Source organism: Allochromatium vinosum DSM 180, assembly GCF_000025485.1.
GTDB lineage: Bacteria > Pseudomonadota > Gammaproteobacteria > Chromatiales > Chromatiaceae > Thermochromatium > Thermochromatium vinosum.
Genome location: NC_013851.1, coordinates 398,111 through 422,284 on the forward strand (window position 1 = coordinate 398,111; position 24,174 = coordinate 422,284).

The window sequence follows — 24,174 nt, forward strand, 5'->3', positions numbered from 1 at the left end:
TATTTTTCATTATTCTTGGTGGCGTGCTCTAAATTTTGATCCCCTGCTGTCATCAAGGTTGGTGAAATAATGGGTGTTGCTATGAATCTTCTAACTCCTAGATTAAATCTCCTGTTTTATGATTATCCGCAAGTATTTACGGCGAAAGATAAGGTAGATTGTTATTATGTTTGCATGGTAGTTGAAGAATTAGAAAGCGGGCCGTTATATTTGGCATTGCAAATATCTAATAAAAGACTTCGGGGTTTGCTTTCTGGTGCGCTGGACTTAAGGGCCATTTATCAGTTCCCTGAGATAAGCTTGTTTAGATTGGCTGAATTCCAAGAAGACGGGGAAACGCTCGCATTTACAGGTGCCGCCTATGACATGTGTCCTGTCGAATACTTGCCGGATGAGGGACTCTATTTTGATGGGGATGAAATTGCGGGCGAAGCGCTAGAGCATAATAGCCCTGTTTCGCATATTGGACTATCTGTAAAAGAAGCAGAAAAGAATGCCCAAATTGGTATCGCTAAATTATCAGAATTTTTGGCTTTATATCAGAATGTGTTAAAACACCTGGCGCGGATAGCTGCAAAAGAAATAAAGTGTAAAATAAACAGAAAAGAAACGCCTTTTAATGTTGATGTGTATGGTTTCTCGCACGGTTCATTCACTGTGCATGTGAAAAGTTCATATCAATGTGATTTGTTTGGAGATAACGCTCTCCTTGCTGCGGCATATTCAAAATTGAATGGCTTTATAGAGCTCGCCGAATCACCGGAGTCAGCAGTCATCGAGTTGCAAAAAATAAAGGGGCACGCGGCAAATAGTATTATAAAGCTTGTCGAGTTTGTCGACTCGCAGTGCTGTCCTTTAACTCACTCATGGGCCTCGCCGTCTACTGGGCGCTCTGAAAAAAGGGATCTGTCAGTTAGTTCGGCAAAGGCATTGGCTGAATTGTGTAGGCAGCGCAATGACCTATTTGATGAGGAGATAGTTTTGGAAGGATCGATTGTGCGAGCCAATGAAGAAGCTAATACCTGGAAGATGACTAACCTCAGGGATGGGAAAAGATATTCCGGTGAAGTAGATCCTGACTCTGGCTTGTCAATGACTGGGGTAATAATTGGCAAGGAAATATACCGCTTTTATTGCCGGGAACGAGTTGAAGTGGTTTTGGGTACCGGGCAGGAAGTTACTAGGCTGCGAGTTTATAAAATAGAAAAAAATGTATAACAAATTCATAAGATCGAGCCGCAAAACTACGCTGCGCTCCCTCTTCTGTGTCCGGTGATAGCTGGCTTTATGCGCTCAATAGGAATAGTGGTAACGGAGCTGAGCTATGAAAATCGAGTCTTCCACCACCTTGTAAACGATGCGGTGCTCGTCGTTTATACGTCGAGACCAATAGCCGGACAAACCATGTTTCAAGGCTTCGGGTTTACCAATCCCTTCGAAAGGGGTGCGCTTTATATCTTTGATCAACGCATTGATGCGCTTGATTACAGTTTTATCGGTATTTTGCCAATACAGGTAATCATCCCAAGCGTTGCTGGAGAAGGTGAGCTTCATTCTGCAATGGCCCGCACGGTCCCTTTGCCCGATTCGAGTTCAGCTATCGATTCGAGTAAACGCCGCGCGTTCGCGGGGGATCGCAGCAAATACGCGGTCTCCTCCATCGCTTGGTAGTCTTCGAGGGAGATCATGACCACAGGCGATTCGCTTTTTCGGGTAATGATCACAGGTGCGTGGTCGTCGCAAACTTTTTCCATCGTTTTCGCTAAGTTAGCGCGAGCGGCGGTGTAGCTGATGGCGTCCATAGTGGCTCCGACTGGAAGCATGTACATAAAAATGTACGGGTATGCTAGGGGCACATAACAAAGCCGTCAACAAGGACGCATTTTTCGTTTGCATGGCTCGCTTCACATGCGTCTGTTACGGCTGGCTGGTGTTCGGATGCCGTGCCGCGCGAGTATGTCGCCTCTCGCTGATCGTCAGGCCGCCGAAGCCGTTGCTTCACACCACCAGCGGCAACAGCATGAGATTGGTCACACCCGCCAGCAGCGTCACCCACCAGGTCGCCTTGAGCGTGCTCGACCAGGTCAGACGCGCATGGGTGTTGTCGACCAGCACCTCGACGAAGAACAGCGCAAAAGCGATCGGCAGCGCCAGCCACGGCCCCCAGGGCGCGAAGAACAGATACAGCCAGCCGAGCAGGATCACGTTCTCATACCAGTGCGCGATCTCGACCAGCGCCAGATCACTGCCCGAGAAATCCGTGGTCAGCCCCTTGACCAGCTCCTGATGCCCGTGATGCGAGGTACTGAGATCGAACGGCGATTTGCGCAGCTTGATCGTCAGCACGAACAGAAAGCCGACCAGGATGCCGGAGAGTTGCAGCACCTGCCAGGGACTGCCGGCGACAATGTCGGCGACCCGGAAACTGTCGGTGGTCAGATAGAACCCGAGCGGCACCAGGATCAGCATCGGCTCATAGGCCATCATCAGCATCAGCTCGCGCGATGAGCCGATGTTGCTGTAGGGCGAGTTGGTCGAATAGGCCGCCAGACACAGAAAGATCCCGGACACGGTCAGGGCGAACAGACTGAGCAGCAGATCACTGCCCAAAAACAGGATGAACCCCGAGATGACCATGAAGAACAGGAAGAACCACAGATAGAGCGTCTGCAACCGGGTCACGACCAGGGTGTCCTTCTCGAACAGCTTGAGCACGTCGTAGACCGGTTGCAGGATCGGCGGACCCTGACGCGACTGCATCCGCGCCGTCAGCCGTCGGTCGATGCCGGCGAGCAGAGCGCCGACCACCGGACCCAGCACAACGAAGGCGATGGCGAGCCACCAGGCGTAATGGGTGTTCATAGCGCCGCCCCCCCGATCATGAGCGCAATCAGCGCCGCCGCACCCAGGCCGCCGTAGCGGAGCAGGGTCGTCTCATGGAAGAAACCCGTCATGTAATAGCCCCGACTCTCGACCATCCGCTCGGCCCCCATCGCCCCGCGATACGACGCACTGCCGTCGACATTGGCCCCGCTCAGATAGCCGCTGACCTCGGCGAACCTGGGCGGTCGCCACCAGAACAGCAGCGGCAGCACGAACAGCACGCCGAGCATCAGGGTCATGAGCCAGACCGTCTCCCAGGGGATGACGGCCTGCACGTCCGGGATCAGACCCAGCACCGCCAGATAATGCGTGTAGGGAATGACGAACACCTTATCGGCCAGCGGAAAGAGCGCGCAGGCCACATAGGTGATGACGGTCAGCGCCCCCAGCGCCAGCAACTCGTCGCGCGCGATCGGCTCGGTGCTCGGTTGCGGCCGGCGCGGCATGGCCACCAGCTTGCCCATCCACTTGCTCCAGAAGAACAGCGTCGGCGCACTGCCGAAGGCCAGGATCGCCGCCAGCATCAGCCCGTCGCCGGGCATCACGCCCATGTTGAGGAATGCCTGAAAGGTGGTGTACTTGCTCAGCAGCATCCCGAACGGCGCCAGGAACATGCCGAGGATGCCGACCAAGAGCATCGCCGCCATCTCGGGACGGCGGTAGACCATGCCTTCCATGTCCTCGATGTCGCGGCTGCCGATCAGATGCTCGGTGGTGCCCACGGCCAGGAACAGCAGCGCCTTGGCCACCGCATGGAACAGGATCAGCAGGATCGCCGCCCACATCGCTGCCGCCGTGCCCACGCCCGCACACATCACGATCAGGCCCAGATTGGCGATGGTCGAATAGGCCAGCACCCGCTTGGCGTTGCGCTGGTTGACCGCGACCAGCGAGGTGACGAGGAAGGTCACGCCGCCGATGAGCGACAGCAGCAGTCCGGCGAAGGTGCCATAAAAGACCGGCGACAGCTTGACCAGCAGGAAGACGCCGGCCTTGACCATGGTGCTCGAATGCAGCAGCGCCGAGATCGGCGTCGGCGCGACCATGGCCCCGAGCAGCCAGGAGGAGAAGGGCAGTTGCGCCGACTTGGCCAGTCCGGCGACCGCGATCAGCGCCGCCGGGATCAGGGCCAGCGCACTACCGGCGGCGACCAGTCGGTCCAGCTCCCAGGTGTGCAGTCCAGGCCCATAGGTCAGCCAGGCGATCGCCGCCGCGAAGGTGACGCCGCCGATCAGGTTCAGCCCGAGCGCACGAAAACCGTTGCGGATCGCCTCGTCCGTCCCCGAGTACGAGATCAGCCAGAACGAGCACAGCGTCGTCACCTCCCAGAACACGAACAGCCAGGTGAGATGGTTGGTGAAGACGATGCCGAACATCGCGGCCAGGAACAGGAAGATCACGAAATAGAACGCCGGCTGGCGGTCCGCGACGGCGTGCTCATGGGCGTGATAGTCGCGCATGTATTGCACGGCGTGCAGACAGATCAGCCCGCCGACCACGCCGACGATGAGCGCCATCAGCAGCGTGAAGCTGTCGATATAGAAAGGATGCGCGACCTCGGGATGGACGGGCGCGAGTTCCGCGCTCAGCATCAGCCCGGTCTGGAGCAGGATCAGCACCGGGATGTACCACTCGCGCGCTACGATGCGCCGACAGAAATAGAGCAGCACCAGGGCGAGCGCCACACCGGCGAGCATGAAGAAGTGGTCGAGCGTCGAATGCAGCCAGCCGGGGATGGAATAGAACTCAGGCCCCAAGCCCAGATGCAAAAGGGTCAGCAGGATGGTCGCCACGGCGATGGCCCCGGCCGACCACCGGACCCGCTGGGCGCGGATCGTGCTGTCGGGCGCGCGGGCGATAGCGAGGCCCGCCAGCAGCGGAAAGAGGATGAGCAAGCCGATCGAGTACATGGAACCGCGTCCTTTGAGTGAGGAATGGAGGTCGCGCGGAAGATCGAAGCGGCATGGTACGCCGCATCGAGTGGATCGCCTAGCCCTGGAGGACGCCCAGCCACAGGGCCGCGATGGCGAGCGTGGTCAGCGTGACCGGAAGGCCGACCCGCGCATGGGCGCGCCAGTCGATCAGCAACCCCTGCCGCGCGGCGGCCTGGACGACGATGATGTTGGCGATGCTGCTGACGATCAGCAGATTGCCCGCCAGCGTGCTCGACAGGGCCAGCACCGGGCCGCTCATGGGCTCGGTCGCCGCCGGCAGCAGGAGCATCACTGCCGGCACGTTGGAGACCAGATTGCTGAGTATGGCGCCGGCGCCGAACAGCGGCGCCGGGTCGTGCAGATCCATCCCCAGACCGGCGAGGGCCGTGATCGCCCGAGCCGGCAGTCCGGTCTCCTGGAGCGCGTGATTGACGATGAAGAGTCCGACGAAGAGCACCAGCAGTTGCCAGTCGACCAGACCCAGCATCCGGTGCGAGTGCAGACGTCGGCTCGTCAGCAGCAGGCCCGCCCCGGCGAGCGCCAGCAGATCGCGCGGCCAGGGCGCGAACAGGAAGGCCAGAAGGAGCACGCCCGCCACACCCAGCCCTTTGATTGTCTGCCAGCGGTCGAGTCCGGGCGCCTGATCCTCCGCGCGTTGCCGGTGGCTCGTCGCTTCGCTCTCAGGTTCCGGGTTCGCCGCCACGGGCGCGGCCAAATGCCAGCGTCGGCGCGAGAGTCCGAGCAGGATCACCCAGGTCGCCGCTAGCCCGAGTCCGACCGGCATGGCGGCCAGACGCAGATAGCCGCCGAAATCTAGCGCCAGTCGCTCGCCGATCAGCATGTTCTGCGGATTGCCGATCAGGGTCGCCGCCGAACCGAGATTGGCGGCACAGGCGAGCGCGAGCAGAAAGGGCACCGGATCGAGCCGTCGCGCGCGGCAGGCGTCGGCCAGCACCGGCGCCATCGCCAGACAGACGATGTCGTTGCTGAACACCGCCGAGAGCAGCGCCGAGGTCAGGATCACGGCGCCCAGCAGGGCCGAGGGCGGCAGATCGAAGCGATCGAGCCGCCACACCACCCAGTCATAGAAGCCGCTCAGACGCAGTTGCGCCGAGATGACCATGAAAGCGAACAGCAGGGCCAGTGTCGGCGGATGCACCGCCTCCCACACCTGATTCATGTCGACGACATCGGTCGCCAGCAGCACGATCGCCCCGAGCAGCGCCACCCCGGTGCGATCCAGTTGCAGGAAGGGCAGGCCGCCGAGAAAGAGTCCGAGATAGACCAGCAGGAAGACGAGGACGATGAGCGTGGTCAAGGCGGCGGGCCGGGTCGGCTGTCGGTGGCGTGGATGGAGCAGGCGGGTGCGCGATCAGGCGCGAGGCAGAGCCGGATAGAGCCAGGCGCGCGCGCCGGTGCGCTCGAAGGGTCGCCAGGCATCCTCGGGTTGCGCCAGCCGGTCGGCGATGGCGTGGAGAGAGAGCGGATTGAACGCCAGCCCGAGATGGCTGGATTCGACCAGGATGTTCTCGGTGATGGGGCCTTCGCGTTCGAGGCTGTCGGTCCAGTGCACGATGCCGTCGCTGCGGCTGAGGATGGAGGTCGTCGGCACGGGCGGTGCCTGGTCGAGCGGGCCATGGCGCAGCGGCAGACCGATGGACTCGCCGGTCATCCGCTCCTGGAGTCGCCACAGCTCGCTCGGGTCCGACTGATCGCCCGCGAAGGGTGTGCCGAGCGTGATGACCAGCCGCACCTGCTCCGGCGCTTCCTTGGCCAGCTCGCGCGCATAGAGTCCGCCCAGGCTCCAGCCGATCAGACTGACCCGGCGTCCGTGGGTCGCGTGCAAGTGCTCCAGCCGCTCCAGACAGGCGTCCATGACACCGGCGCGCGGCCCCAGATTGACGCCCAGCCCCCAGGGTTCGGCACGATAGCCGAGCCGGTCGAGGAAGTCGCGTAGCGGCTGGGTGGAGAGATCGCAGCCGAGAAAGCGCGGCAGCACCAGCACCGGGTGCCCGTCGCCCCGAGGCGATTGGGCGAGCCAGGGTTGCGCAGCGAACAGGGCGCCGAACTCCCAGCCCACACGCCCTTCCAGAGCGAGCCGCAGTGGGCCGAGCGTGCTCAGCCAGTGATCGAAAGCTTGATGGGCATTGGACATGGGGGTGTCGGATCGGCTCGATGGACAGGTGTGAGAAGCCGGATTCTAAACCGCCCGCAGGTCGCGGGGTTCTATAATCGCACCTCGACCAGCGCCTCATCGTCCAGAGGTCACCGCGACGCCGGCTGTCATATGTCCCACCCCTCACTCACTGAATGCCCCGAATGCGGCCTCTTGCAGCGCCACAAACCTCCGCCGCTCGGCGGCCTGATCGAGTGCGCGCGCTGCGGCGCCGTGCTCCATCGCGACCGGCCGGACAGCCTCAATCGCACTCTGGCCCTGACGCTGGCCGGTCTGCTGCTGTTCGTCATCGCCAACAGCTTCCCCTTCATCGCCTTCAATCTACGCGGCAACGAGACTCACACCACGCTGCTGACCGGCGTCCTCAACCTCTATGACGCCGGTCAGTGGGGCATTGCCGCCGTGGTGCTCTTCACCAGCGTGCTGGCGCCTGGGCTGCAACTGACCCTGCTGCTGGCCGTCCTGGTCCCGCTGGCGCTCGAACGGATGCCGCCCTGGCTGCCGCGTCTGTTCCGGCTGGTGCGCACCCTGGCCCCATGGGGCATGATGGACGTCTTCATGCTCGGTATCCTGGTGTCGGTGGTGAAGCTCGCCGAGATGGCCAGCATCGTCCCCGGCGCCTCGCTGTTCGCCTTCGCGGCGCTGATCCTGGTGCTGGCGGCGGCCCAGGCCGCGCTCAATCCGGATCTGGTCTGGTCGCGCGTGCCGATGCCGAACCCCAATCTCGCCGCCGTGCGTCCGGGCGACGATCATCTGGCCTGCGATGTCTGCGAGCTGGTGATGCCGCGTACCGCCGCTATCCGTGAAGGCGACCGTCTGCGTTGTCCGCGCTGCACCCATGTCCTGCACCGACGCAAACCCGAGAGCCTGCAACGCACCTGGGCCTTGGTGCTGGCGGCGATCCTCTGTTATATCCCCTCCAACCTGTTGCCGATCATGACTCTGACCTCGTTCGGACGCGAGCAATCGGATACCATCCTCAGCGGTGTAATCTTTCTGCTGGCGCATGGAATGTGGCCGCTGGCGCTCATCGTCTTCGTCGCCAGTCTGGTGGTGCCCCTGCTGAAACTCCTGTTGCTGACGCTGCTGCTGCTCTCGGTCCAATTCCGCTGGAACTGGAACCCGCGCGAACGCACCCGACTCTATCGCCTCACCGAAACGGCCGGACGCTGGTCGATGGTGGATGTCTATGTCGTCACCATCCTGGTCGCGCTGGTGCAGGTCGGCAATCTGGCCAATGTCCAGGCCGAGGCCGGCGCGGTGTTCTTCTGTGCCGTGGTGGTGCTGACGATGCTGGCGGCGATGTCGTTCGATCCGCGCCTGATCTGGGATCGGCTGGAATCCGTCGAACCCGAGCACGCGCCGATGACCCTGAACGAGGCGGACAAGCCGGCATGACCGAGACCGAACGCGAACCGGACATCCGTTCGCCCGACCCGATCCCCGAAGCCGTCGCCAGATCGCGCGGCCGGCTCTCGCTGGTGTGGCTGATCCCGCTCGTGGCGCTGGCCGTCGGCGTCTGGCTGGCGGTCAAGACCTGGAGCGAGCGCGGGCCGATCGTCACCATCGAGTTCAAGAGCGCCTCCGGACTGGCGGCCGGTCAGACGCGCGTCAAGTTCAAGGACGTCGACATCGGCCAGGTCAAGTCCATCGACTTCAGTCCGGATCTCAAGACCGTCATCGTCTCGGCCGAACTCAAGCGTACCTTCGCCGATTTCCTCACCGAACACACCCGTTTCTGGGTCGAGCGCCCGCGCGTGACCCTGAGCGGCGTTTCGGGACTCGACACCCTGGTCTCGGGCGCCTATATCGCGCTCGATCCCGGACAGGCCGGGCGCTCGCGACGGCATTTCACCGGGCTGGAGCAGCCGCCGGTGATCACGACCTTCGAGGATGGCGGACGCTTCCGGCTGCGTGCGCCCACGCTCGGTTCGCTCAACATCGGTTCGCCCGTCTACTACCGCCAGATCCAGGTCGGCCAGGTGATCGGCTATGGTCTGGAGCCGGACGGGCGCGCGGTCGGGATCGAGATCTTCGTCGCCGCGCCGCACGATGCGCTGGTGACGCCCGATACGCGTTTCTGGAACGCCAGCGGGCTGGATGTCTCGCTCTCGGCCGCCGGTGTCCAGGTCGACACCCAGTCGCTGCTGTCGGTGGTGCTCGGCGGCATTGCCTTCGGCACGCCCGATACACTCGACCCGGCTCAGGCCCATGATCCCTATCCCGAGGTCTTCCCCCTCTACCGCAATCGCGAAGCGGCCCACGCCCGGATCTATGCGCGCAAGGAACGCTATCTGCTCCTGTTCGAGGGGGCCGCGCGTGGTCTGACGAGCGGGGCGCCGGTACGGCTCAAGGGGATCGACATCGGGCGCGTGCTCGACATTCAGCTCCAGCTCGACACCGAGGCGTTGGAGTTTCGGATTCCGGTGCTGATCGAGATCGAACCCGAGCGCATCGTGCGGCGCGGCGAGGCGGAAGCGCCCGATGAGCGCCGGTTGGTCGAGCGTCTGGTCGAGCGCGGTCTGCGTGCTCAGCTCAAGCTCGACAGCGTGCTGAGCGGGGCGCTCTATGTGGATCTGGATGTGGACTCGGGCGCACCGGCAGGACGGCTCGTCCGGCAGGGCGAGCATCTGGTGATCCCGACCCGGCCCGGTTCGCTGGAGGCCATCACGACTCAGCTCGCCAGTGTGCTCGAAAAGCTCGACACCATCCCCATCGAACAGATCGGGCGCGATCTGAGTCAGACGGCGGCGGGCGCCAATGCCCTGGTCAACGCGCCTGAACTCAAGGGCGCCGTGATCGAGCTGGAGGCCACGCTCGCCCAGGTGCGCGCCACGGCCACACGGCTCGATCGCGAACTCGGTCCCGAGCTGACCAAGACCCTGCGCGAGAGCACGGCCACGCTCGAACGGGCGCGCGCACTGCTCTCGGATCGCTCACCGCTCTATGTCGAGACCCAGCGGATGCTGCAAGAGGTCGCCAATGCGGCGCGTTCGATGCGGCTGCTGACCGATTATCTGGAGCGTCATCCCGAAGCGCTGTTGCAGGGCAAGGGGCGTGGGCGTTGATCTCAAGTCTGAGGAACTGAACGGATGACGCTATCACTCGCGCGCTGGATTCCGCTGAGTCTGGCACTGTCGATCGGGCTGCCGGGTTGTGCGAGCACGCCGCCCTCGAACTTCTATACGCTCGCGCCGATCCCGGCATTCGAGGCGAAGTCCTCCAGCGTCGATCGCGAGGGCCGGGACGATCGGCTCGAAGAAGAGTTGGCCATCGGGCTTGGTCCAGTGACCTTCCCGCTCTTTCTCGACCGGCCGCAGATCGTCTCGCGCGCCTCGGCCAATCGGCTGTCGATCGATGAACTGGAGCGCTGGGGCGGGACGCTCCAGGACGACTTTCTGCGTGTCTGGAGCGAAAATCTGGCACTGTTGACCGGCTCCAGCCGCATCCTGATCCTGCCGAGCGAGATCCGCTACCCGCTCGACGTGCGCCTGAGCGCCGAGATCCTGGCCTTCGAGGGCACGGCCGAGGGTCAGGCCGAGCTGCGGGTGCGTTGGTCGGTGCTGGAACCGAATATGGATCAGGTGTTGCTGACCCGCGAGAGCCGCTACCAGCGCGCCATCGCTCAGCCGGGCGATGCCCAGGCGTTACTGGCGGCGCTCAGTCTGACCCTGGCCGACTTCAGTCGCGAGGTCGCCGAGGCGCTCAGGCACATCTTGGTGCAAAGGGAGTGGATCGGCACCCAATCAGTGCATTGACAGTGTTTGTCATGGCGAGCGATCGCCGGTTCAGGCTCCAATCGAGTGCCCTGGTCGATCATGGTCCGATCCATGCTTATGGGTCGCACCAAAACTGAACAACCGGGTTTCGAATCTATGGAGTCCTTGCAAGCAGGTACTGATGTTCTCTTCATCCTGATCGGCGCCGTGATGGTGCTGGCCATGCACGCGGGTTTTGCCTTCCTGGAGGTCGGCACGGTGCGCGCCAAGAATCAGGTCAATGCCCTGGCGAAGATCATGACCGACTTCGCCGTCTCCACCATCGCCTATTTCTTCATCGGCTACAGTCTGGCCTATGGGATCGATTTCTTCTCCGGCGCTCAGGTGCTCCAGGACCGCAACGGCTATGAACTGGTGAAGTTCTTCTTCCTGCTCACCTTCGCGGCGGCGATTCCGGCGATCATCTCGGGCGGGATCGCGGAGCGCGCCCGGTTCTATCCGCAACTGCTGGCCTCGTTCCTGATCGTCGGCGTGCTCTACCCGTTCTTCGAGGGACTGGTCTGGAACGGCAATCTGGGGGTGCAGGATTTCATCGAGTCCATCCTGGGCGCCAAGTTCCACGATTTCGCCGGCTCTGTCGTGGTGCATGCGGTCGGCGGCTGGATCGCGCTCGCCGCCGTGCTGTTGCTGGGGCCGCGTCAGGGGCGTTATCGCAAGGATGGCAGCATGACCGCGCATCCGCCGTCCTCGATCCCCTTCCTCTCGCTGGGCGCCTGGACGCTCACGGTCGGCTGGTTCGGATTCAATGTGATGTCGGCCCAGACGGTGGAGGCCGTCAGCGGGCTGGTGGCGGTCAATTCGCTCATGGCCATGGTCGGCGGCATCCTGGCGGCCCTGATCGCCGGCAAGAACGACCCCGGCTTTCTGCACAACGGCCCGCTCGCCGGTCTGGTCGCCGTCTGCGCCGGGTCCGACGTCATGCATCCGATGGGTGCGCTGGTCACGGGGGCGGTCGCCGGGGCGCTCTTCGTCTATGCCTTCACCCTGACGCAGAACCGCTGGCGGATCGACGACGTGCTCGGTGTCTGGCCGTTGCACGGGCTGTGCGGACTCTGGGGCGGGATCGCCGCCGGTGTGTTCGGACTCGAGGTGCTCGGCGGTGCGGGCGGCGTCAGTCTGCTGGCTCAGGTGGCCGGTACCCTGGCCGGCGTGATCATCGCGCTCCTGGGCGGGTTCCTGATCTACGGCCTGCTCAAATGGGCGTTTGGACTGCGTCTGACGCAGGAGGAGGAATATCTCGGCGCCGATCTGAGCATCCACCGCATCACCGCCCAGCCCGACTACAATCGGGGCGAGGTGTGAAGCACGCCTGACGCCGGTCAGGTTGCGCTTGGGGCGATGGCTGGCGGTGGATTCGACTTCAGCCAGTCATCGACCCTGATCTCAGGGGCGGACCGAGCCGACGCGATCTGGGATCAGCGTTCAGACGCATCCCGTGGGTTTCGGCAGTCCGCCCCATTTGCAGATGAGCTTCATGGGGCCTTTTTTGAAGATGTCGTAGAGGTCTTTGGTCGAGACCTTCTGCTTCTTGGCGAAGATCCGGATCGGCGGCACCACGCCATCCTCCTCGTACATGGCGCGCGCCTCACGGATGAAGTGCATCACCTGCTCGGTCATCTCGAAGCCATCGCTCTGCGCCAGCTCGACGGCGACCTCTTCGCTCCAGTCGTCGCGGTCGAGAAGGAATCCCTCATTGTCCAGGGCTACGCTCAGGGTTGCGCTCATCGTCTCTATCTCCGGGAGGGTTGGGAAGCGAACGTCCGTGCTCCAGAGATAGCGGCGGATGATAACTTATCAAGTCGATCGGTTATTGGGTTGAGCGTCCGGACTCGATCGCCTCCAGCACGCCATCCCAGAAGCGGATGCGCGCGCACAGTGCCTCCTCGGCGGCAATCTCGGCCTCCTCGATCCGCTCCGGGTCGTCACCGCACAGGGTTTCGAGCAAGCGCATCGAGAGCGGGCCGTGGAAGTCCTCGTCGAGGTGGATGTGGCGCTTGAGATAGGCGTGGAAGATCGGCGCCTGCGTCTCGTCGATCCCCATGCGGTCGAGGAGCTGGCGGAACATGGTCGGGATCAGGTTTTCGCGGCCCAGGGTCAGTGCGGCGGCGACCAGATGCGGCTTGTCCTCACGGATGAAGCAGAAGGTGGTCTCGCTGAAATAACGTGCCGGCAACGGAACCAGGGGTGAATAGAGCGCCTTGTCGAGTCCCTGTTCGTTGACCAGTGCCAGAAAACGTTCGGGTAGCCCGCCATCGGCGCCGATCTCGTTCATGGCACGACAGTAGAGTTCGAAATGGCTCGCGTACAGCACCTCGCCCGAGCCGAGCGGGATGGCATCCGATTCCTCTTCCTGGATCAGTTCATTGATGAAATAGCGCAGGCTCGGGTCCGAGGTCGGCTGCCAGGGCACGGCGACCGGGGCGATCTGGCGTTGCAGATATTTGATCAGCGACATGAAGTCCCAGACCGAGAAGACGTGATGCTGCATGAAGATGCGCAGATCCTCGATGCGCTGGATGGCGCCATAGATGGCGTGTCCTTCGAGTTGATCTTGCAGGGGACGCAGATGATCGAAATTGAGCGCTGCCATTGAGTCGAGTCCTCGGTGAGCCGGTCGAAACGATGCGTATTTTAGCCGATGCTGAAGTACAGGCTGCCTCAGGTCAAGCACGCCGGCTTGCAGGATGGCACACGCCTCATTTGAGGTCGAAGCGGATCGGAATGCGCAGCGACCAGCGACTCCGGCCAATCGATCTGGGGATGGGGTCGAAGCGGCCGAGCCGTGTGAGCGCCTGGAGTGCCGCCTGATCGAGCGACGCGTGACCGGAGCTCTGCGCGAGCCGGATCTGGCCGATGCGTCCATCGGCCTCGATGACGAAGGCGAGTGTCGTCACGCCAGTCTGCCCATGACGCCGGGCGCCGGCCGGATAGCGCTGATGGCGGGCGATGGCGCGTTGCAGGGCCGTCAAATACGCGCGCTCGGCGGCGCGCTGGCCGGCGGCGGACTCGCCCGGCTGTGTGGTCTGCGTGCGGCCCGGGCTTACGGGACTCGCGCTGTTCCTGGCGCTCGCTGCCTCCGTGGCCGATCCGGTGGCCGCCGAGTGTCTGGTCGACGGCGGGCGGGGGCGTTGGTTCCTCGGTTCGCTCGCCTGGGTGGATCGGGGCGCGCTGGCCGGGGGGGGATCTGCCTGCTTGGGCGTCGGGTCGGACCTGACAGGGCGCGTGGGGCGTTGCGATGTCTTCGGCACGGGTTTGGTCGCTCGGGAGGCGAAGGCCACGGGATCGACCGGGGAGCGGGCGGGAGTCTGCACGGGCGCTGGTGGTACGGGCATGGCGTCATCGTTCGCAGACGCAGACGGCACTGACGCCGTTTCTGGGGATGACGGTCGGTGGTCGTGCGGCGGCTCGTCGGTCGCTGCCTCGTCGGCCCCAGGGCGCACGAGTTCGAACACCAACGGCCGCGCCTCGGGTTCGGTCGAATAGGATCGCTCCGTCCGCCAGAGAACGGCGGCCACGGCGACATGCAGTGCCGCTGAGAGCAGCAGGGCCAGCCATAACCAGGTTCGGCCGGCCGGCCGATCGGCCGCATGCGGCATGGCACTCACGAGCGCGCTCGCGAACGCGGCTGATTCAGTACACGGTATTCGCCGGGACGCAGACCGTCGAGCCGCCAGTCGCCGACGGCCACGCGCACCAGCCGCAGCGTCGGCAGATCCACGGCCGCGGTCATGCGCCGTACCTGACGATTGCGCCCCTCGTGGATGGCGATCTCGATCCAGGTGGTCGGGATGCTCTGACGAAAGCGGATCGGCGGATCGCGCGGCCAGAGATCCGGCTCGGGGATCGCCCGCACGCGCGCCGGGCGGGTTGGGCCGTCCTTCAGGATCACGCCCTGTCTCAGCCGTTCGAGCTGGTCGTCCGTCGGTTGGCCTTCGACCTGTGTCCAATAAGTCTTCCAGGACTTGTGGCGCGGATGGCTGATGCGATGCTGGAGCGCGCCATCGTCGGTCAGGAGCAGCAGGCCCTCGCTGTCCTTGTCGAGCCGCCCGGCCGGATAGACGCCGCGCAGGGGAATGAAATCGCGCAGCGTCCCGCCTGAGCCGAGCGGATCACTGGTGAACTGGCTGAGCACGCCATAGGGTTTGTTGAAGAGCACGAGCATACGGGGCTACTGGAACAGCGCGAGGCGTTAGGGTGCAAAGCGTCGATGATGGCGGTTGGAGAGACAGGACTCGATCAGCGGTGTTCCGTGCCCGATGGCGAGGCGCCGACGGCGCGTCTGTAACGCAACCAGTCGAAGGCCGGGCCAGGATCGGTCTTGCGGCCAGGAGCGATGTCCGCGTGTCCGACGATACGCGCATCCGTGATGGCCGGATAGTGCCGCCGGATTTGATGGGTACAGGCGACGAGGCGCGCATATTGCGCCTCGGTGAAGGGGGTCTCGTCGGTTCCCTCCAGCTCGATTCCGATCGAATAGTCATTGCAGCGCTCGCGCCCCTGGAAGCTGGAGACTCCGGCATGCCAGGCCCGGCGCTCACAGGAAACGTACTGGATCAGACGCCCGTCGCGCCGGATCAGCAGATGGGCCGAGACGCGCACCGAGGCGATGGGCGCGAAATAGGGATGTGCGTTCGGATCGAGCCGGTTGAGAAAGAGCGCGTCGATCCAGTCGCCCCCGAACTCGCCCGGCGGCAGGCTGATATTGTGGATCACCAGCAGGTCGATCGCCGTCTCGGGCGGACGGGCGTCCTGGTTCGGCGAGGGGCGCTGCTCGGCGCCGACGAGCCAGCCATCGGCATCGAGGCCTGAGCCGGACGACGAATCAGCGCTGTTGGAAATCGCGACCATGTCGAGGGCATACCTGAGTTGTCTGGATGACGGAGTGTTTTTGTGACGGATTATTGAGCCGTACGCACGCAAGCTGTCCTATCCTATTTCACTTCGCTCACTCCAGTCATCGTCGGTATCGCCCATGTCTCGCACCTCTGCCGTCCCTCAGCTTTCCATCCCCTTCGATCCAGCCCTGATCGAGTCCCAGGTGCGCGCCGCCCTGGACGAGGACGTGGGGTCGGGTGACCTGACCGCTTCACTCCTGCCGGCCGATCAGGAGGCGCGCGCCGAACTCGTCACACGCGAGTCGGCCGTGCTCTGTGGTACCGCCTGGTTCGAGACGGTCTTTCGCCTGCTCGATCCCGCCGTCCAGATTCACTGGGAAGCGAGCGATGGCCAGGGCATCGAGCCGGGCCAGCGTCTGTGCGTGATCGAGGGACGGTCGCATGTTCTGCTGACCGCAGAACGCACGGCGATGAACTATCTCCAAACGCTCTCCGGCACGGCGACTCTGGCTCGACGCTATGCCGATGCCGTGGCGGGGCTGCCGGTGCGGGTGCTCGACACGCGCAAGACACTCCCAGGGCTGAGGCTGCAACAGAAGTATGCCGTGCGTTGCGGCGGCTGCCACAATCATCGGCTCGGCCTGTTCGACGCCATCCTGATCAAGGAGAACCACATCCTGGCCGCCGGCTCCATCCCGGCGGCACTGGAGGCGGCGCGGACCCTGCATCCGGGTGTCCCGGTCGAGATCGAGGTCGAGTCACTGGAGGAGCTGGAGATCGCGCTCGACGCCGGCGCCTCCATCGTCCTGCTCGACAACTTCGCGCTCGACGACCTGAGACGCGCCGTGGCCGTGACGTCCGGTCGGGCGCAACTGGAAGCCTCGGGCGGGATCAGTCTGGATACGATCCGTGCTATCGCCGAGACCGGCGTCGACCGGATCTCGGTCGGCGCCCTGACCAAGGACGTGCGCGCGGTCGATCTGTCGATGCGCTTTTCATGAGCAGTCAAGCGCCGCTCACCGGGATGTGTGCTGACTTTCGGGGTATCGATGGCGGATGTCCTGGCTGGCACAAGGACGTTTTACGGCCTAATCTAGCGGGCAGGATGGAAGCCGTTTTCCCGTTCCGCAACCGCCACCTGAAACGGAGACTCCCGATGATTCGCCATCGCCCTATTGCGCGCCTCCTGCTGCTGTCAGCCCTGACCCTGTCATTTTCGGCGACCGCCGAAGAGTTGCCGGAGTCCGCCCAACGGATCGTGCCGCAGCTCCAGGAGTGGGGAGCCAACCCGATCCTCGTCGAGGCCGTGCGAGAGCAAAATGCGCTTGGCCGATCCCTGGAGGACGTCCAGCGCCTTGATGCGGACTGGATGGGCGCCAGCACTGTGACCCCGTTCATGCAGACGCTCATGGACAACGCGCCCGCGCGTGAACTCAAGCGGCTGGAGCAGACCAGGCCCTATTTCCTGGAGCTGTTTCTGATGGACGGTCAGGGTGCCAATGTCGCGATGACCAACAAGACCTCGGACTATTGGCAGGGCGACGAGGACAAGTTCGTCGAATCCTTCAAGCAGGGGCAGGGTGCGGTGCATCTGGGCGAGGTCGAGTTCGACAGCAGCGCGCAGGCGTATCTGGTTCAGATCTCGGTGCCGGTGATGGATGAGGGGCGGGCGATCGGAGCCTTGACCGTCGGGATCGATCTCGATCGGCTCGAACAGGAGACACCCTAGCCAAGCGGGTGCGGGTGCGGGTGCTCGCGGTCGACACGGCCGCTGGTGATGGTCGCTGGAGGAGTGCTATCCATGAAGTGGTTTCAGAATCTTGCTTTTCGTTACAAATTGATCCTGCCGCTGGGCGTTGTCGTTCTGCTGTTCTTCCTGTTCGCCGCGAGCACCCTGTACCGCATCGATACCCTGGGAGAGGAAGTGGCCAACCTCGTTCAGTCCGATATGCCGGTGATCAACGATCTCTTGCAGGCGGATCGGGATCTCTATCAGGCACTGGTCGCGGAGCGGACGCTGATTTTCATGGATGTCGGCTCCGAGAACTATGCGGCGACGGCCGCACAGCACGCCGAGAACGTCCAGCAAGCATATGAGCGGATCACACGCGCGGCGGCGACCATCGCGTCCTCGCGACTGGTCGCGCTCCCGGACATCACCGAAAAGCTGAAAGCGTTCGAGGCGAGCTATCGGAGCTGGGAGCCTTTGAGTCAGCAGGTGGTCGAGTCGCGTTCGAGCGACACCCGGGCGGGGCGGTCGACGGCCATCGGCCTCACGCTGAACGAATCGCGTGCGGCCTTCGAGTCGATGCGGGATCTCCTGGACCAGATCGAGACGGTCGTCATCATGAGTTCGGAAGAGTCTGTGCAGCGGACCGAGACCGACGTGTCCGCGACTCAGCGCGATACGCTCATCCTGTTGGCGGTCTGTCTGATCGTCATGGGCGCGATGGTCTTTGGATTGCCGCCGATGATCGTCCGGCCGATCCGGCGCATCCTGGATCGCGTGGAGGATATTGCCGAGGGTGAGGGCGATCTCAGGGCGCGTCTGGACGAGGACAGCCGCGATGAGACGGGCCAGTTGGCGCGAACCTTCAACCGCTTTCTCAACAGGCTGCACCAACTGATCGGGCAGTCCGTATCATCGGCCGGGCAGCTCGCTCAGGCGGGCGAGCGTCTGAAAACGGTGGCCGGTGAAAGCGACCGTGCCATCATGGAACAACTGACCCAGATCCAGATGGTTGCCACGGCCGTGCATGAAATGGCGGCGACCGTGAACGAGATCGCGCGCAATAGCGCGCGCGCGGCCGACAGTACGCAAGCGGCCGAGGCCGGGGTGCGTTCAGGAACGCATGTGGTGGGCGAGGCCTCGGTGGCGATCGGCCATCTCGCGGAGGTCGTCACCCGCGCCTCCGAGGCCATCGTGGCGCTGGAATCCGAATCCAAGAGCATCGGTGCCGTACTCGAAGTCATCAAGGGCGTGGCCGAGCAGACCAATCTACTGGCGCTGAATGCGGCCATCGAGGCGGCCCGCGCGGGCGAGAGCGGGCGCGGCTTTGCCGTGGTCGCGGCCGAGGTGCGGAATCTCGCGTCCCGGACCCAGCAATCCGCCGGTGAGATCGAGTCGATGATCGCCGCGCTCCAGTCCAGCGCCCGCAACATGGTCGGCATCATGCAGAGCGGTCAGGGCATGGTGGAGACGACGCTGCAAAAGGCCGAACAGGCCAGCCGTTCGCTCGATGACATCACGCACGCCGTGACGGCCGTAAACGATATGATAACGCAAATCGCCAGCGCCGCCGAGGAACAGAGCGTCGTCACCGAGGAGATCAACAAGAATACGCTCAAGATCCAGCAGCTGGCCGAGCATGCCGCCTCGGCCAGTGATCAGACCGCTACCGCGCGTGAGGATCTGATCGTGCTCACCCAGGATCTGCATGCCAGCCTGGCCTGCTTCAAGGTGTGAGTGCTGCGGCGAGACCGGGCGGATCAGACTCCGAGTTGGGCGCGTGGGTCGAACGGCAGTTGCTCGGCCATGCGCCGGTAGAGGTCGCGCGCCGTCTCGGTCTCGGCCGGCGGGATGACGATCTCCAGTTGCACGATCTCGTCGCCCGGCGGCGTGCCCGGCAGACCGCGTCCCTTGAGCCGCAGCTTGCGCCCCGACTGCGAGCCGGGCGGGATCTTGAGGTTGACCGAACCGCCCAGGGTCGGCACCTGAACCGTGGCGCCGAGTGCGGCCTCCCAGGGCGCGACCGGCAGGCGCAACTGGATGTCGCGTCCGTCGGGAGTGAACAGCCGGTGCGGTTTGAACGCGATCTCCAGATAGAGATCCCCGGCCGGTCCGCCGTGGCGTCCGGGCAGACCCTGACCGGCGAGGCGGATCTGGCGCCCCTGGGTGACGCCGGCCGGGATGCGCACATTGAGCGTTCGGGAGCGCGCCGAACTCTGACCGTTGGAGCCGGTTGCGGGCAGATCGACCTTGATCTGACGGGTCGCGCCCTGGTGTGAGTCTTCCAGATCGATGGCGAGCGTGATGGTCTGGTCCTGGCCGCGCTGGCGACCGGCGCCGCGCCCCTCGGGACGAAAGGCGCGGCCGAAGATGCTGGAGAAGAAGTCGCTGTAGTCGCCGGACGCGCCGCCGGTTTTGAAGTCGAAGTCGCCCCAGCGGCCCGGTGGCGGACGGAAGTCGTCGCCGGCGCGCCAGCCGCTGCCGAGTGCGTCATAGGTGGCGCGTTTCTCCGGATCCTTCAGCACCTCGTTGGCCTCGTTGATCTCCTTGAAACGCGCCTCGGCGTTGGGTTCCTTGCTGACATCCGGGTGATACTGGCGCGCCAGCTTGCGATAGGCGCGCTTGATCTCCTCCTGTGAAGCGGTGCGCGATACGCCGAGGGTCTTGTAGTAATCCTTGTATTGCATCGAGGGGTCTCAACGGGGGACGAGGCTGAAGCGGATTCGTGATCGAATGACTGGGAGCGCCGGCCGTCAGGCATGCAGCGCGGCGTACTCATGCGCGCTGGGTACGCGGCGCGGCATCACGTTCGCGTCGGGCTTGACCGCCTCCCAGCCCAGACAGGCCAGCCAGGTTTGACGCGGAATCGGTTTGTGCGCGGTTCGATAGTAGCTGACCATGCGTCGGCTGATGCCCAGGGCTTCGGCAGCGCGGCTCAGCGACAGTCCGTTGCGGGTCATCCATTCGTCGAACATCTCATGACTGACTTCGCCGTTCTGTTCCTTGGCCCAAGCGTAGAGATTATCGGCTCCGAACTCTTCATCGAACCATTCGACGCTCTGGCCCCAATCGCTGATATGGACTCCGGCGAATACGGCGGGGTCGAGGATCGGAGCCAGTGCCGGATGGCGGCGCAGACGTTCCTCAACGTCGAGTTCCAGCACCTCGCCGGTGCTCCAGGTCGTGCGCAGACGGTAGGGTGCCAGGGCGACGACGGACTCTAGCCGTGGGAAGAAGTATTCGCTCATGCGTGGTTCCTGTGCCATTGCTCCAGAAGAACGGATTGCCGTGCCCGGATCCAGTCCAGCGCTTCGCGGATCTCACGCGCGGCGACGCGGCCCTGAATCTCGAAGCTGTTCAGATCGACGATGCAGTCTCGACCATCGCGCAGCTTGACGTGGACATGGGGTGGCGGGTGGTCATCAAAATACATGACGACTCGACTGTCGTTGAAACGCTGAAGCGTGCTCATCGAGCTAGATTAGTGCAATGATTGCTCTAATTCAATCGATTCGGGCGGCAGGCGCTGGATGTCGTGGTTGGCCCCTGGCGGCGAATGCGGCACGATTAGCAGCAAACCGGGCCGGACTCAAGCGCTTGCTTGCAGGGATCGCCTAAAATAAGCCCCAGACTCACGCCAATGCCGATCACGGATCACAGAGACCCATCATGAGCGCCAAAGACCATCTGATCATCTTCGATACCACGCTGCGCGACGGCGAGCAGAGCCCAGGCGCCTCGATGACGCGCGACGAGAAGGTGCGCATCGCCAAGGCGCTCGAAAAGCTGCGGGTCGATGTCATCGAGGCCGGCTTTCCGATCGCCAGCCCCGGCGACTTCGAGGCGGTCAAGGCCGTGGCCGAGGCGGTCAAGGACAGCCGGGTCTGTGGTCTGGCGCGCGCGCTGGATGCCGACATCGACCGCGCGGGCGAGGCGCTCAAGAACGCCAATGCCGGGCGTATCCATACCTTCATCGCCACTTCGCCCATCCATATGGAGAAGAAGCTGCGCATGAGTCCGGATCAGGTGCTGGAGCAGGCCGTCTATGCCGTCAAGCGCGCGCGCAATCTGACCGACGACGTCGAGTTCTCGCCCGAGGACGCCGGACGCTCCGAGATCGATTTCCTGTGTCGGATTCTGGAAGCGGTGATCGACGCCGGCGCCCGAACCCTGAACATCCCGGATACGGTCGGCTACAACATCCCGGATCAGTTCGGTTCGCTCATCGCCACCCTGCGCGCGCGCATCCCGAATGCGGACAAGGCGATCTTCTCGGTCCACTGTCACAACGATCTGGGGCTGGCCGTGGCCAACTCGCTCGCCGCCGTGCGCAACGGGGCGCGTCAGGTCGAGTGCACCATCAACGGACTCGGCGAGCGCGCGGGCAACGCGGCGCTGGAAGAGATCGTGATGACGGTGCGTACCCGTCAGGATCTGTTCGACTGCGACACCCGGCTCGACACCACCCAGATCATGAACTGTTCGCGGCTGGTCTCGGGCATCACCGGCTTTGCGGTCCAGCCGAACAAGGCGGTCGTCGGGGCCAACGCCTTCGCGCACGAGTCGGGCATCCATCAGGACGGCGTGCTCAAGCATCGCGAGACCTACGAGATCATGCGCGCCCAGGACGTCGGCTGGAGCGAGAACCGCATGGTGCTCGGCAAACACTCGGGTCGTAATGCCTTCCGCGCGCGCTTGCAGGAGCTGGGCGTGGTGATGAACTCGGAGGAAGACTTGAACGCGGCCTTTGCGCGATTCAAGGATCTGGCCGACAAGAAGCACGAGATCTTCGACGAAGACTTGCAGGCCCTGGTGACCGAGACCACGCTGGAGACGGCCAACGAGCGCGTCAAGCTGGTGTCGATGCGCGTCTGCTCCGAGACCGGTGAGACGCCGAGCGCGGCTCTGGTGCTGGCCGTCGATGGTCAGGAGCGTTCCGGCACCGCCACCGGCGGCGGTCCGGTCGATGCAACCTTCAAGGCGATCGAAAGCCTGGTTCAGACCGGTTCCACACTCAAACTCTACTCGGTCAACGCCATCACCAGCGGCACAGATGCGCAGGGCGAGGTGACGGTACGGCTGGAGAAGGGCGGGCGCATCGTCAACGGCCAGGGCGCGGATACCGACATCCTGGTCGCCTCGGCCAAGGCGTATATCAACGCCTGCAACAAGATCCTGCATCCGGCCGAGCGCGCCCATCCGCAGGCGGCCGATGTCTGAGGGGCGCGCAATGGTCGAGCGTCCGCCGCTCGATGAGGAACGGCGCTTGGCCTATCTGGAGGCCATGGGCGTGAGCGTCTGGGCGCTGCGTTCGCCCTGGGTGGCGATGTCTGATTCGCGAGCCGCCGAGTCCGGCGACTCGGTGCCGTCCGCGACCGCGTTGCCGCTTCTCGACGCCTCGGGAACACCGCCGCGAGTTGTCGCTGAGTCGACGCCCCGTGCGTCCGCCCCGGTCGAGCCGGCACCGATGACGGTTGAAACTGCGGCACGACCGGCGCCCGCGTCCGCAGCTCGCGAGGCGCCATCCACCCTGGCTGACGCGCCCTCAGCCGAGCCAGAGTCCTGGCCATTTCCCGACTGGGACGAGACGCCCGAGTATTCACCGTCGCTGATGGATGAATGGGACGCCATGGGCCATCCGCCCGCGTCCGAGGCCGAGGCGGTGAACCCGATCGAGCGCATGGACTGGGACGCGCTGGACGCCGCCGTGCGCGGCTGCCGCGCCTGCCGACTCTGGGAGACACGCACCAAGACCGTCTTCGGCGTCGGCGACCGGCGCGCGGATCTGATGATCATCGGCGAGGCGCCGGGCGCCGACGAGGACCGCCAGGGCGAACCCTTCGTCGGGCGGGCCGGCCAGTTGCTGACCCGGATGCTGGCGGCGATCGGCTTCAGCCGCGAACAGGTCTACATCGCCAATGTGCTCAAGTGCCGTCCGCCCGGCAATCGCGATCCCAAGCCGGACGAGGCGCTGGCCTGCCAAGCCTATCTGCACCGTCAGGTGGCCCTGATCGAACCCAGGGTCATCCTCTCGGTGGGACGGATCTCGGCGCAGCAACTGCTGAAGACGGATACCCCGGTCGGTCGACTGCGTGGACAGTGGTTCGACTATGGTCCGGCACATATCCCGCTGCGCGTGACCTATCATCCGGCCTATCTGCTACGCTCTCCCGAGCAGAAGGCCAAGGCGTGGGACGATCTGACCGAGGTCTGGCGGCGGCTGTGACCCGACGGGCGGTGGCGGGTGTGTCTTGAATCGCGCGGTTACTTTTCGAACAATGCCACACGAAACGAGTGGCTGGACATCTCGATCAGCTTTGCCTATGATTTTTATGGTTGCGATCGTTAAATAAGATTTCTTATTTAATTATTTTCTAATATACACTCTTCCCCGTGGTCGATGCAGTGCTGGCCACGCTTGCTGCCAACGACAAAATGATCGGAGAGAACAGATGAAAAAGCTTGCTACCGCTGCTGCCGTCGCCGCCCTTCTTGGTGCTTCCGCTTCCGCTTCCGCCTGGTGGGGTCCGGGCTGGGGCGGTCCGGGCTACGGCTCGGGCATGGGCGACTGGATGAATGACATGTTCGGCGACGGCTACGGCGACTTCAACATGAGCATGAGCGGGGGCGGTCGCGGCTATGGTCGCGGTAACGGCTACGGTCGCGGTTATGGCTACGGTAACCCCTACTATGGTTACGGCTATCCCTACTACGGCGGCTACGGCGCTCCCTACGGCGCGTATGGCGCTCCCTACGCCTTCCCCTATGGCGCACCTTACGGCGCACCGGTCGCTCCTGCGGCTCCGGCTCAGTCCGAGTCCAAGTAAGCGCGACATCT

25 protein-coding genes are annotated in these 24,174 nt (G+C 63.7%); 11 read left to right on the forward strand and 14 right to left on the reverse strand.

Annotation, left to right across the window (positions count from 1 at the left end):
• Window positions 1-81 precede the first annotated feature (81 nt).
• Window positions 82-1,218 carry a DUF6575 domain-containing protein gene (locus ALVIN_RS17445; RefSeq protein WP_148217432.1) on the forward strand — a complete coding sequence of 379 codons (1,137 nt, stop codon included), beginning with the start codon at window positions 82-84 and terminating at the stop codon, window positions 1,216-1,218.
• A gap of 75 nt (window positions 1,219-1,293) precedes the next feature.
• Here ALVIN_RS17445 and ALVIN_RS01665 read toward each other — a convergent pair whose 3' ends face one another.
• The 6 genes from ALVIN_RS01665 to ALVIN_RS01690 all read right to left on the reverse strand — a co-directional run bounded on the left by ALVIN_RS01665 (window position 1,294) and on the right by ALVIN_RS01690 (window position 6,972).
• Window positions 1,294-1,554, reverse strand: coding sequence for a Txe/YoeB family addiction module toxin (locus tag ALVIN_RS01665; RefSeq protein WP_012969573.1), 261 nt, complete (start codon window positions 1,552-1,554; stop codon window positions 1,294-1,296).
• Window positions 1,551-1,802 carry a type II toxin-antitoxin system Phd/YefM family antitoxin gene (locus ALVIN_RS01670; protein WP_012969574.1) on the reverse strand — a complete coding sequence of 84 codons (252 nt, stop codon included), beginning with the start codon at window positions 1,800-1,802 and terminating at the stop codon, window positions 1,551-1,553. Before ALVIN_RS01670 ends, ALVIN_RS01665 begins: the two co-directional genes overlap by 4 nt.
• Window positions 1,803-1,998: 196 nt before the next feature.
• Complete coding sequence (locus tag ALVIN_RS01675) at window positions 1,999-2,862, reverse strand: respiratory chain complex I subunit 1 family protein (RefSeq protein ID WP_012969575.1); 864 nt, start codon at window positions 2,860-2,862, stop codon at window positions 1,999-2,001.
• Window positions 2,859-4,793 carry an NADH-quinone oxidoreductase subunit 5 family protein gene (locus ALVIN_RS01680; RefSeq protein ID WP_012969576.1) on the reverse strand — a complete coding sequence of 645 codons (1,935 nt, stop codon included), beginning with the start codon at window positions 4,791-4,793 and terminating at the stop codon, window positions 2,859-2,861. The genes ALVIN_RS01675 and ALVIN_RS01680 overlap by 4 nt, the downstream gene beginning before the upstream one ends.
• 79 nt (window positions 4,794-4,872) lie before the next feature.
• A complete protein-coding gene (locus ALVIN_RS01685) occupies window positions 4,873-6,135 on the reverse strand; it encodes an SLC13 family permease (RefSeq protein WP_012969577.1) in 1,263 nt (420 codons plus the stop codon).
• A 54-nt stretch (window positions 6,136-6,189) separates the two neighbouring features.
• Window positions 6,190-6,972, reverse strand: coding sequence for an alpha/beta fold hydrolase (locus ALVIN_RS01690; protein WP_012969578.1), 783 nt, complete (start codon window positions 6,970-6,972; stop codon window positions 6,190-6,192).
• A gap of 132 nt (window positions 6,973-7,104) precedes the next feature.
• Between ALVIN_RS01690 and ALVIN_RS01695 the strand changes: the two genes are divergently transcribed.
• The 4 genes from ALVIN_RS01695 (at window position 7,105) to ALVIN_RS01710 (ending at window position 12,074) form a co-directional block, all read left to right on the forward strand.
• Window positions 7,105-8,391: a paraquat-inducible protein A gene (locus ALVIN_RS01695; protein ID WP_012969579.1), complete on the forward strand. Its 1,287-nt coding sequence runs from the start codon at window positions 7,105-7,107 to the stop codon at window positions 8,389-8,391.
• Window positions 8,388-10,061, forward strand: coding sequence for a PqiB family protein (locus ALVIN_RS01700; RefSeq protein ID WP_012969580.1), 1,674 nt, complete (start codon window positions 8,388-8,390; stop codon window positions 10,059-10,061). The genes ALVIN_RS01695 and ALVIN_RS01700 overlap by 4 nt, the downstream gene beginning before the upstream one ends.
• A gap of 24 nt (window positions 10,062-10,085) precedes the next feature.
• Window positions 10,086-10,751 (forward strand): PqiC family protein, encoded by a 666-nt coding sequence (locus tag ALVIN_RS01705; protein ID WP_012969581.1) that lies wholly within the window; start codon window positions 10,086-10,088, stop codon window positions 10,749-10,751.
• 117 nt (window positions 10,752-10,868) lie between these two features.
• Window positions 10,869-12,074: an ammonium transporter gene (locus ALVIN_RS01710; protein ID WP_012969582.1), complete on the forward strand. Its 1,206-nt coding sequence runs from the start codon at window positions 10,869-10,871 to the stop codon at window positions 12,072-12,074.
• 120 nt (window positions 12,075-12,194) lie between these two features.
• On the opposite strand, the gene ALVIN_RS01715 is transcribed toward ALVIN_RS01710, so the two are convergent.
• The 5 genes from ALVIN_RS01715 to ampD all read right to left on the reverse strand — a co-directional run bounded on the left by ALVIN_RS01715 (window position 12,195) and on the right by ampD (window position 15,620).
• Window positions 12,195-12,497, reverse strand: coding sequence for a TusE/DsrC/DsvC family sulfur relay protein (locus tag ALVIN_RS01715; protein ID WP_012969583.1), 303 nt, complete (start codon window positions 12,495-12,497; stop codon window positions 12,195-12,197).
• Window positions 12,498-12,579: 82 nt separating this feature from the next.
• Entirely contained in the window at window positions 12,580-13,362 is a 783-nt protein-coding gene (locus ALVIN_RS01720; protein WP_012969584.1) for a DUF3050 domain-containing protein, read from the reverse strand.
• A 106-nt stretch (window positions 13,363-13,468) separates the two neighbouring features.
• Window positions 13,469-13,741 carry an energy transducer TonB gene (locus tag ALVIN_RS18130; protein WP_050750267.1) on the reverse strand — a complete coding sequence of 91 codons (273 nt, stop codon included), beginning with the start codon at window positions 13,739-13,741 and terminating at the stop codon, window positions 13,469-13,471.
• A 632-nt stretch (window positions 13,742-14,373) separates the two neighbouring features.
• Window positions 14,374-14,934 carry a pseudouridine synthase gene (locus ALVIN_RS01730; protein WP_050750269.1) on the reverse strand — a complete coding sequence of 187 codons (561 nt, stop codon included), beginning with the start codon at window positions 14,932-14,934 and terminating at the stop codon, window positions 14,374-14,376.
• A gap of 74 nt (window positions 14,935-15,008) precedes the next feature.
• Window positions 15,009-15,620: a 1,6-anhydro-N-acetylmuramyl-L-alanine amidase AmpD gene (gene ampD, locus ALVIN_RS01735; RefSeq protein ID WP_012969586.1), complete on the reverse strand. Its 612-nt coding sequence runs from the start codon at window positions 15,618-15,620 to the stop codon at window positions 15,009-15,011.
• Window positions 15,621-15,744: 124 nt separating this feature from the next.
• Between ampD and nadC the strand changes: the two genes are divergently transcribed.
• The 3 genes from nadC to ALVIN_RS01750 all read left to right on the forward strand — a co-directional run bounded on the left by nadC (window position 15,745) and on the right by ALVIN_RS01750 (window position 19,073).
• Window positions 15,745-16,608 carry a carboxylating nicotinate-nucleotide diphosphorylase gene (nadC, locus tag ALVIN_RS01740; RefSeq protein ID WP_012969587.1) on the forward strand — a complete coding sequence of 288 codons (864 nt, stop codon included), beginning with the start codon at window positions 15,745-15,747 and terminating at the stop codon, window positions 16,606-16,608.
• Window positions 16,609-16,763: 155 nt separating this feature from the next.
• On the forward strand, window positions 16,764-17,336 hold the full coding sequence (locus tag ALVIN_RS01745; RefSeq protein WP_012969588.1) for a PDC sensor domain-containing protein: 573 nt from the start codon (window positions 16,764-16,766) through the stop codon (window positions 17,334-17,336).
• Window positions 17,337-17,408: 72 nt separating this feature from the next.
• On the forward strand, window positions 17,409-19,073 hold the full coding sequence (locus ALVIN_RS01750) for a methyl-accepting chemotaxis protein (protein ID WP_012969589.1): 1,665 nt from the start codon (window positions 17,409-17,411) through the stop codon (window positions 19,071-19,073).
• A gap of 23 nt (window positions 19,074-19,096) precedes the next feature.
• Here the strand turns inward: ALVIN_RS01750 and ALVIN_RS01755 are convergent, their stop codons facing one another.
• The 3 genes from ALVIN_RS01755 to ALVIN_RS01765 form a co-directional block, all read right to left on the reverse strand.
• On the reverse strand, window positions 19,097-20,023 hold the full coding sequence (locus ALVIN_RS01755; RefSeq protein ID WP_012969590.1) for a DnaJ C-terminal domain-containing protein: 927 nt from the start codon (window positions 20,021-20,023) through the stop codon (window positions 19,097-19,099).
• Between the two features lie 66 nt (window positions 20,024-20,089).
• On the reverse strand, window positions 20,090-20,584 hold the full coding sequence (locus ALVIN_RS01760; RefSeq protein ID WP_012969591.1) for a DUF2442 domain-containing protein: 495 nt from the start codon (window positions 20,582-20,584) through the stop codon (window positions 20,090-20,092).
• A complete protein-coding gene (locus ALVIN_RS01765) occupies window positions 20,581-20,808 on the reverse strand; it encodes a DUF4160 domain-containing protein (RefSeq protein ID WP_043795472.1) in 228 nt (75 codons plus the stop codon). Before ALVIN_RS01765 ends, ALVIN_RS01760 begins: the two co-directional genes overlap by 4 nt.
• 197 nt (window positions 20,809-21,005) lie before the next feature.
• Between ALVIN_RS01765 and ALVIN_RS01770 the strand changes: the two genes are divergently transcribed.
• The 3 genes from ALVIN_RS01770 to sgpB all read left to right on the forward strand — a co-directional run bounded on the left by ALVIN_RS01770 (window position 21,006) and on the right by sgpB (window position 24,163).
• Complete coding sequence (locus ALVIN_RS01770; RefSeq protein ID WP_012969593.1) at window positions 21,006-22,556, forward strand: 2-isopropylmalate synthase; 1,551 nt, start codon at window positions 21,006-21,008, stop codon at window positions 22,554-22,556.
• A 10-nt stretch (window positions 22,557-22,566) separates the two neighbouring features.
• Window positions 22,567-23,562: a uracil-DNA glycosylase gene (locus ALVIN_RS16850; protein WP_012969594.1), complete on the forward strand. Its 996-nt coding sequence runs from the start codon at window positions 22,567-22,569 to the stop codon at window positions 23,560-23,562.
• Window positions 23,563-23,788: 226 nt separating this feature from the next.
• Window positions 23,789-24,163, forward strand: coding sequence for a sulfur globule structural protein SgpB (sgpB, locus tag ALVIN_RS01780; RefSeq protein ID WP_012969595.1), 375 nt, complete (start codon window positions 23,789-23,791; stop codon window positions 24,161-24,163).
• Window positions 24,164-24,174 lie beyond the last annotated feature (11 nt).

Coding starts and splice junctions, on each gene's coding strand:
- ALVIN_RS17445 (WP_148217432.1), top strand. CDS start 82: ATGAATCTTCTAACTCCTAGATTAAATCTCCTGTTTTATGATTATCCG.
- ALVIN_RS01665 (WP_012969573.1), bottom strand. CDS start 1,554: ATGAAGCTCACCTTCTCCAGCAACGCTTGGGATGATTACCTGTATTGG.
- ALVIN_RS01670 (WP_012969574.1), bottom strand. CDS start 1,802: ATGGACGCCATCAGCTACACCGCCGCTCGCGCTAACTTAGCGAAAACG.
- ALVIN_RS01675 (WP_012969575.1), bottom strand. CDS start 2,862: ATGAACACCCATTACGCCTGGTGGCTCGCCATCGCCTTCGTTGTGCTG.
- ALVIN_RS01680 (WP_012969576.1), bottom strand. CDS start 4,793: ATGTACTCGATCGGCTTGCTCATCCTCTTTCCGCTGCTGGCGGGCCTC.
- ALVIN_RS01690 (WP_012969578.1), bottom strand. CDS start 6,972: ATGTCCAATGCCCATCAAGCTTTCGATCACTGGCTGAGCACGCTCGGC.
- ALVIN_RS01695 (WP_012969579.1), top strand. CDS start 7,105: ATGTCCCACCCCTCACTCACTGAATGCCCCGAATGCGGCCTCTTGCAG.
- ALVIN_RS01700 (WP_012969580.1), top strand. CDS start 8,388: ATGACCGAGACCGAACGCGAACCGGACATCCGTTCGCCCGACCCGATC.
- ALVIN_RS01705 (WP_012969581.1), top strand. CDS start 10,086: ATGACGCTATCACTCGCGCGCTGGATTCCGCTGAGTCTGGCACTGTCG.
- ALVIN_RS01710 (WP_012969582.1), top strand. CDS start 10,869: ATGGAGTCCTTGCAAGCAGGTACTGATGTTCTCTTCATCCTGATCGGC.
- ALVIN_RS01715 (WP_012969583.1), bottom strand. CDS start 12,497: ATGAGCGCAACCCTGAGCGTAGCCCTGGACAATGAGGGATTCCTTCTC.
- ALVIN_RS01720 (WP_012969584.1), bottom strand. CDS start 13,362: ATGGCAGCGCTCAATTTCGATCATCTGCGTCCCCTGCAAGATCAACTC.
- ALVIN_RS01730 (WP_050750269.1), bottom strand. CDS start 14,934: ATGCTCGTGCTCTTCAACAAACCCTATGGCGTGCTCAGCCAGTTCACC.
- ampD (WP_012969586.1), bottom strand. CDS start 15,620: ATGGTCGCGATTTCCAACAGCGCTGATTCGTCGTCCGGCTCAGGCCTC.
- nadC (WP_012969587.1), top strand. CDS start 15,745: ATGTCTCGCACCTCTGCCGTCCCTCAGCTTTCCATCCCCTTCGATCCA.
- ALVIN_RS01745 (WP_012969588.1), top strand. CDS start 16,764: ATGATTCGCCATCGCCCTATTGCGCGCCTCCTGCTGCTGTCAGCCCTG.
- ALVIN_RS01750 (WP_012969589.1), top strand. CDS start 17,409: ATGAAGTGGTTTCAGAATCTTGCTTTTCGTTACAAATTGATCCTGCCG.
- ALVIN_RS01755 (WP_012969590.1), bottom strand. CDS start 20,023: ATGCAATACAAGGATTACTACAAGACCCTCGGCGTATCGCGCACCGCT.
- ALVIN_RS01760 (WP_012969591.1), bottom strand. CDS start 20,584: ATGAGCGAATACTTCTTCCCACGGCTAGAGTCCGTCGTCGCCCTGGCA.
- ALVIN_RS01765 (WP_043795472.1), bottom strand. CDS start 20,808: ATGAGCACGCTTCAGCGTTTCAACGACAGTCGAGTCGTCATGTATTTT.
- ALVIN_RS01770 (WP_012969593.1), top strand. CDS start 21,006: ATGAGCGCCAAAGACCATCTGATCATCTTCGATACCACGCTGCGCGAC.
- ALVIN_RS16850 (WP_012969594.1), top strand. CDS start 22,567: ATGGTCGAGCGTCCGCCGCTCGATGAGGAACGGCGCTTGGCCTATCTG.
- sgpB (WP_012969595.1), top strand. CDS start 23,789: ATGAAAAAGCTTGCTACCGCTGCTGCCGTCGCCGCCCTTCTTGGTGCT.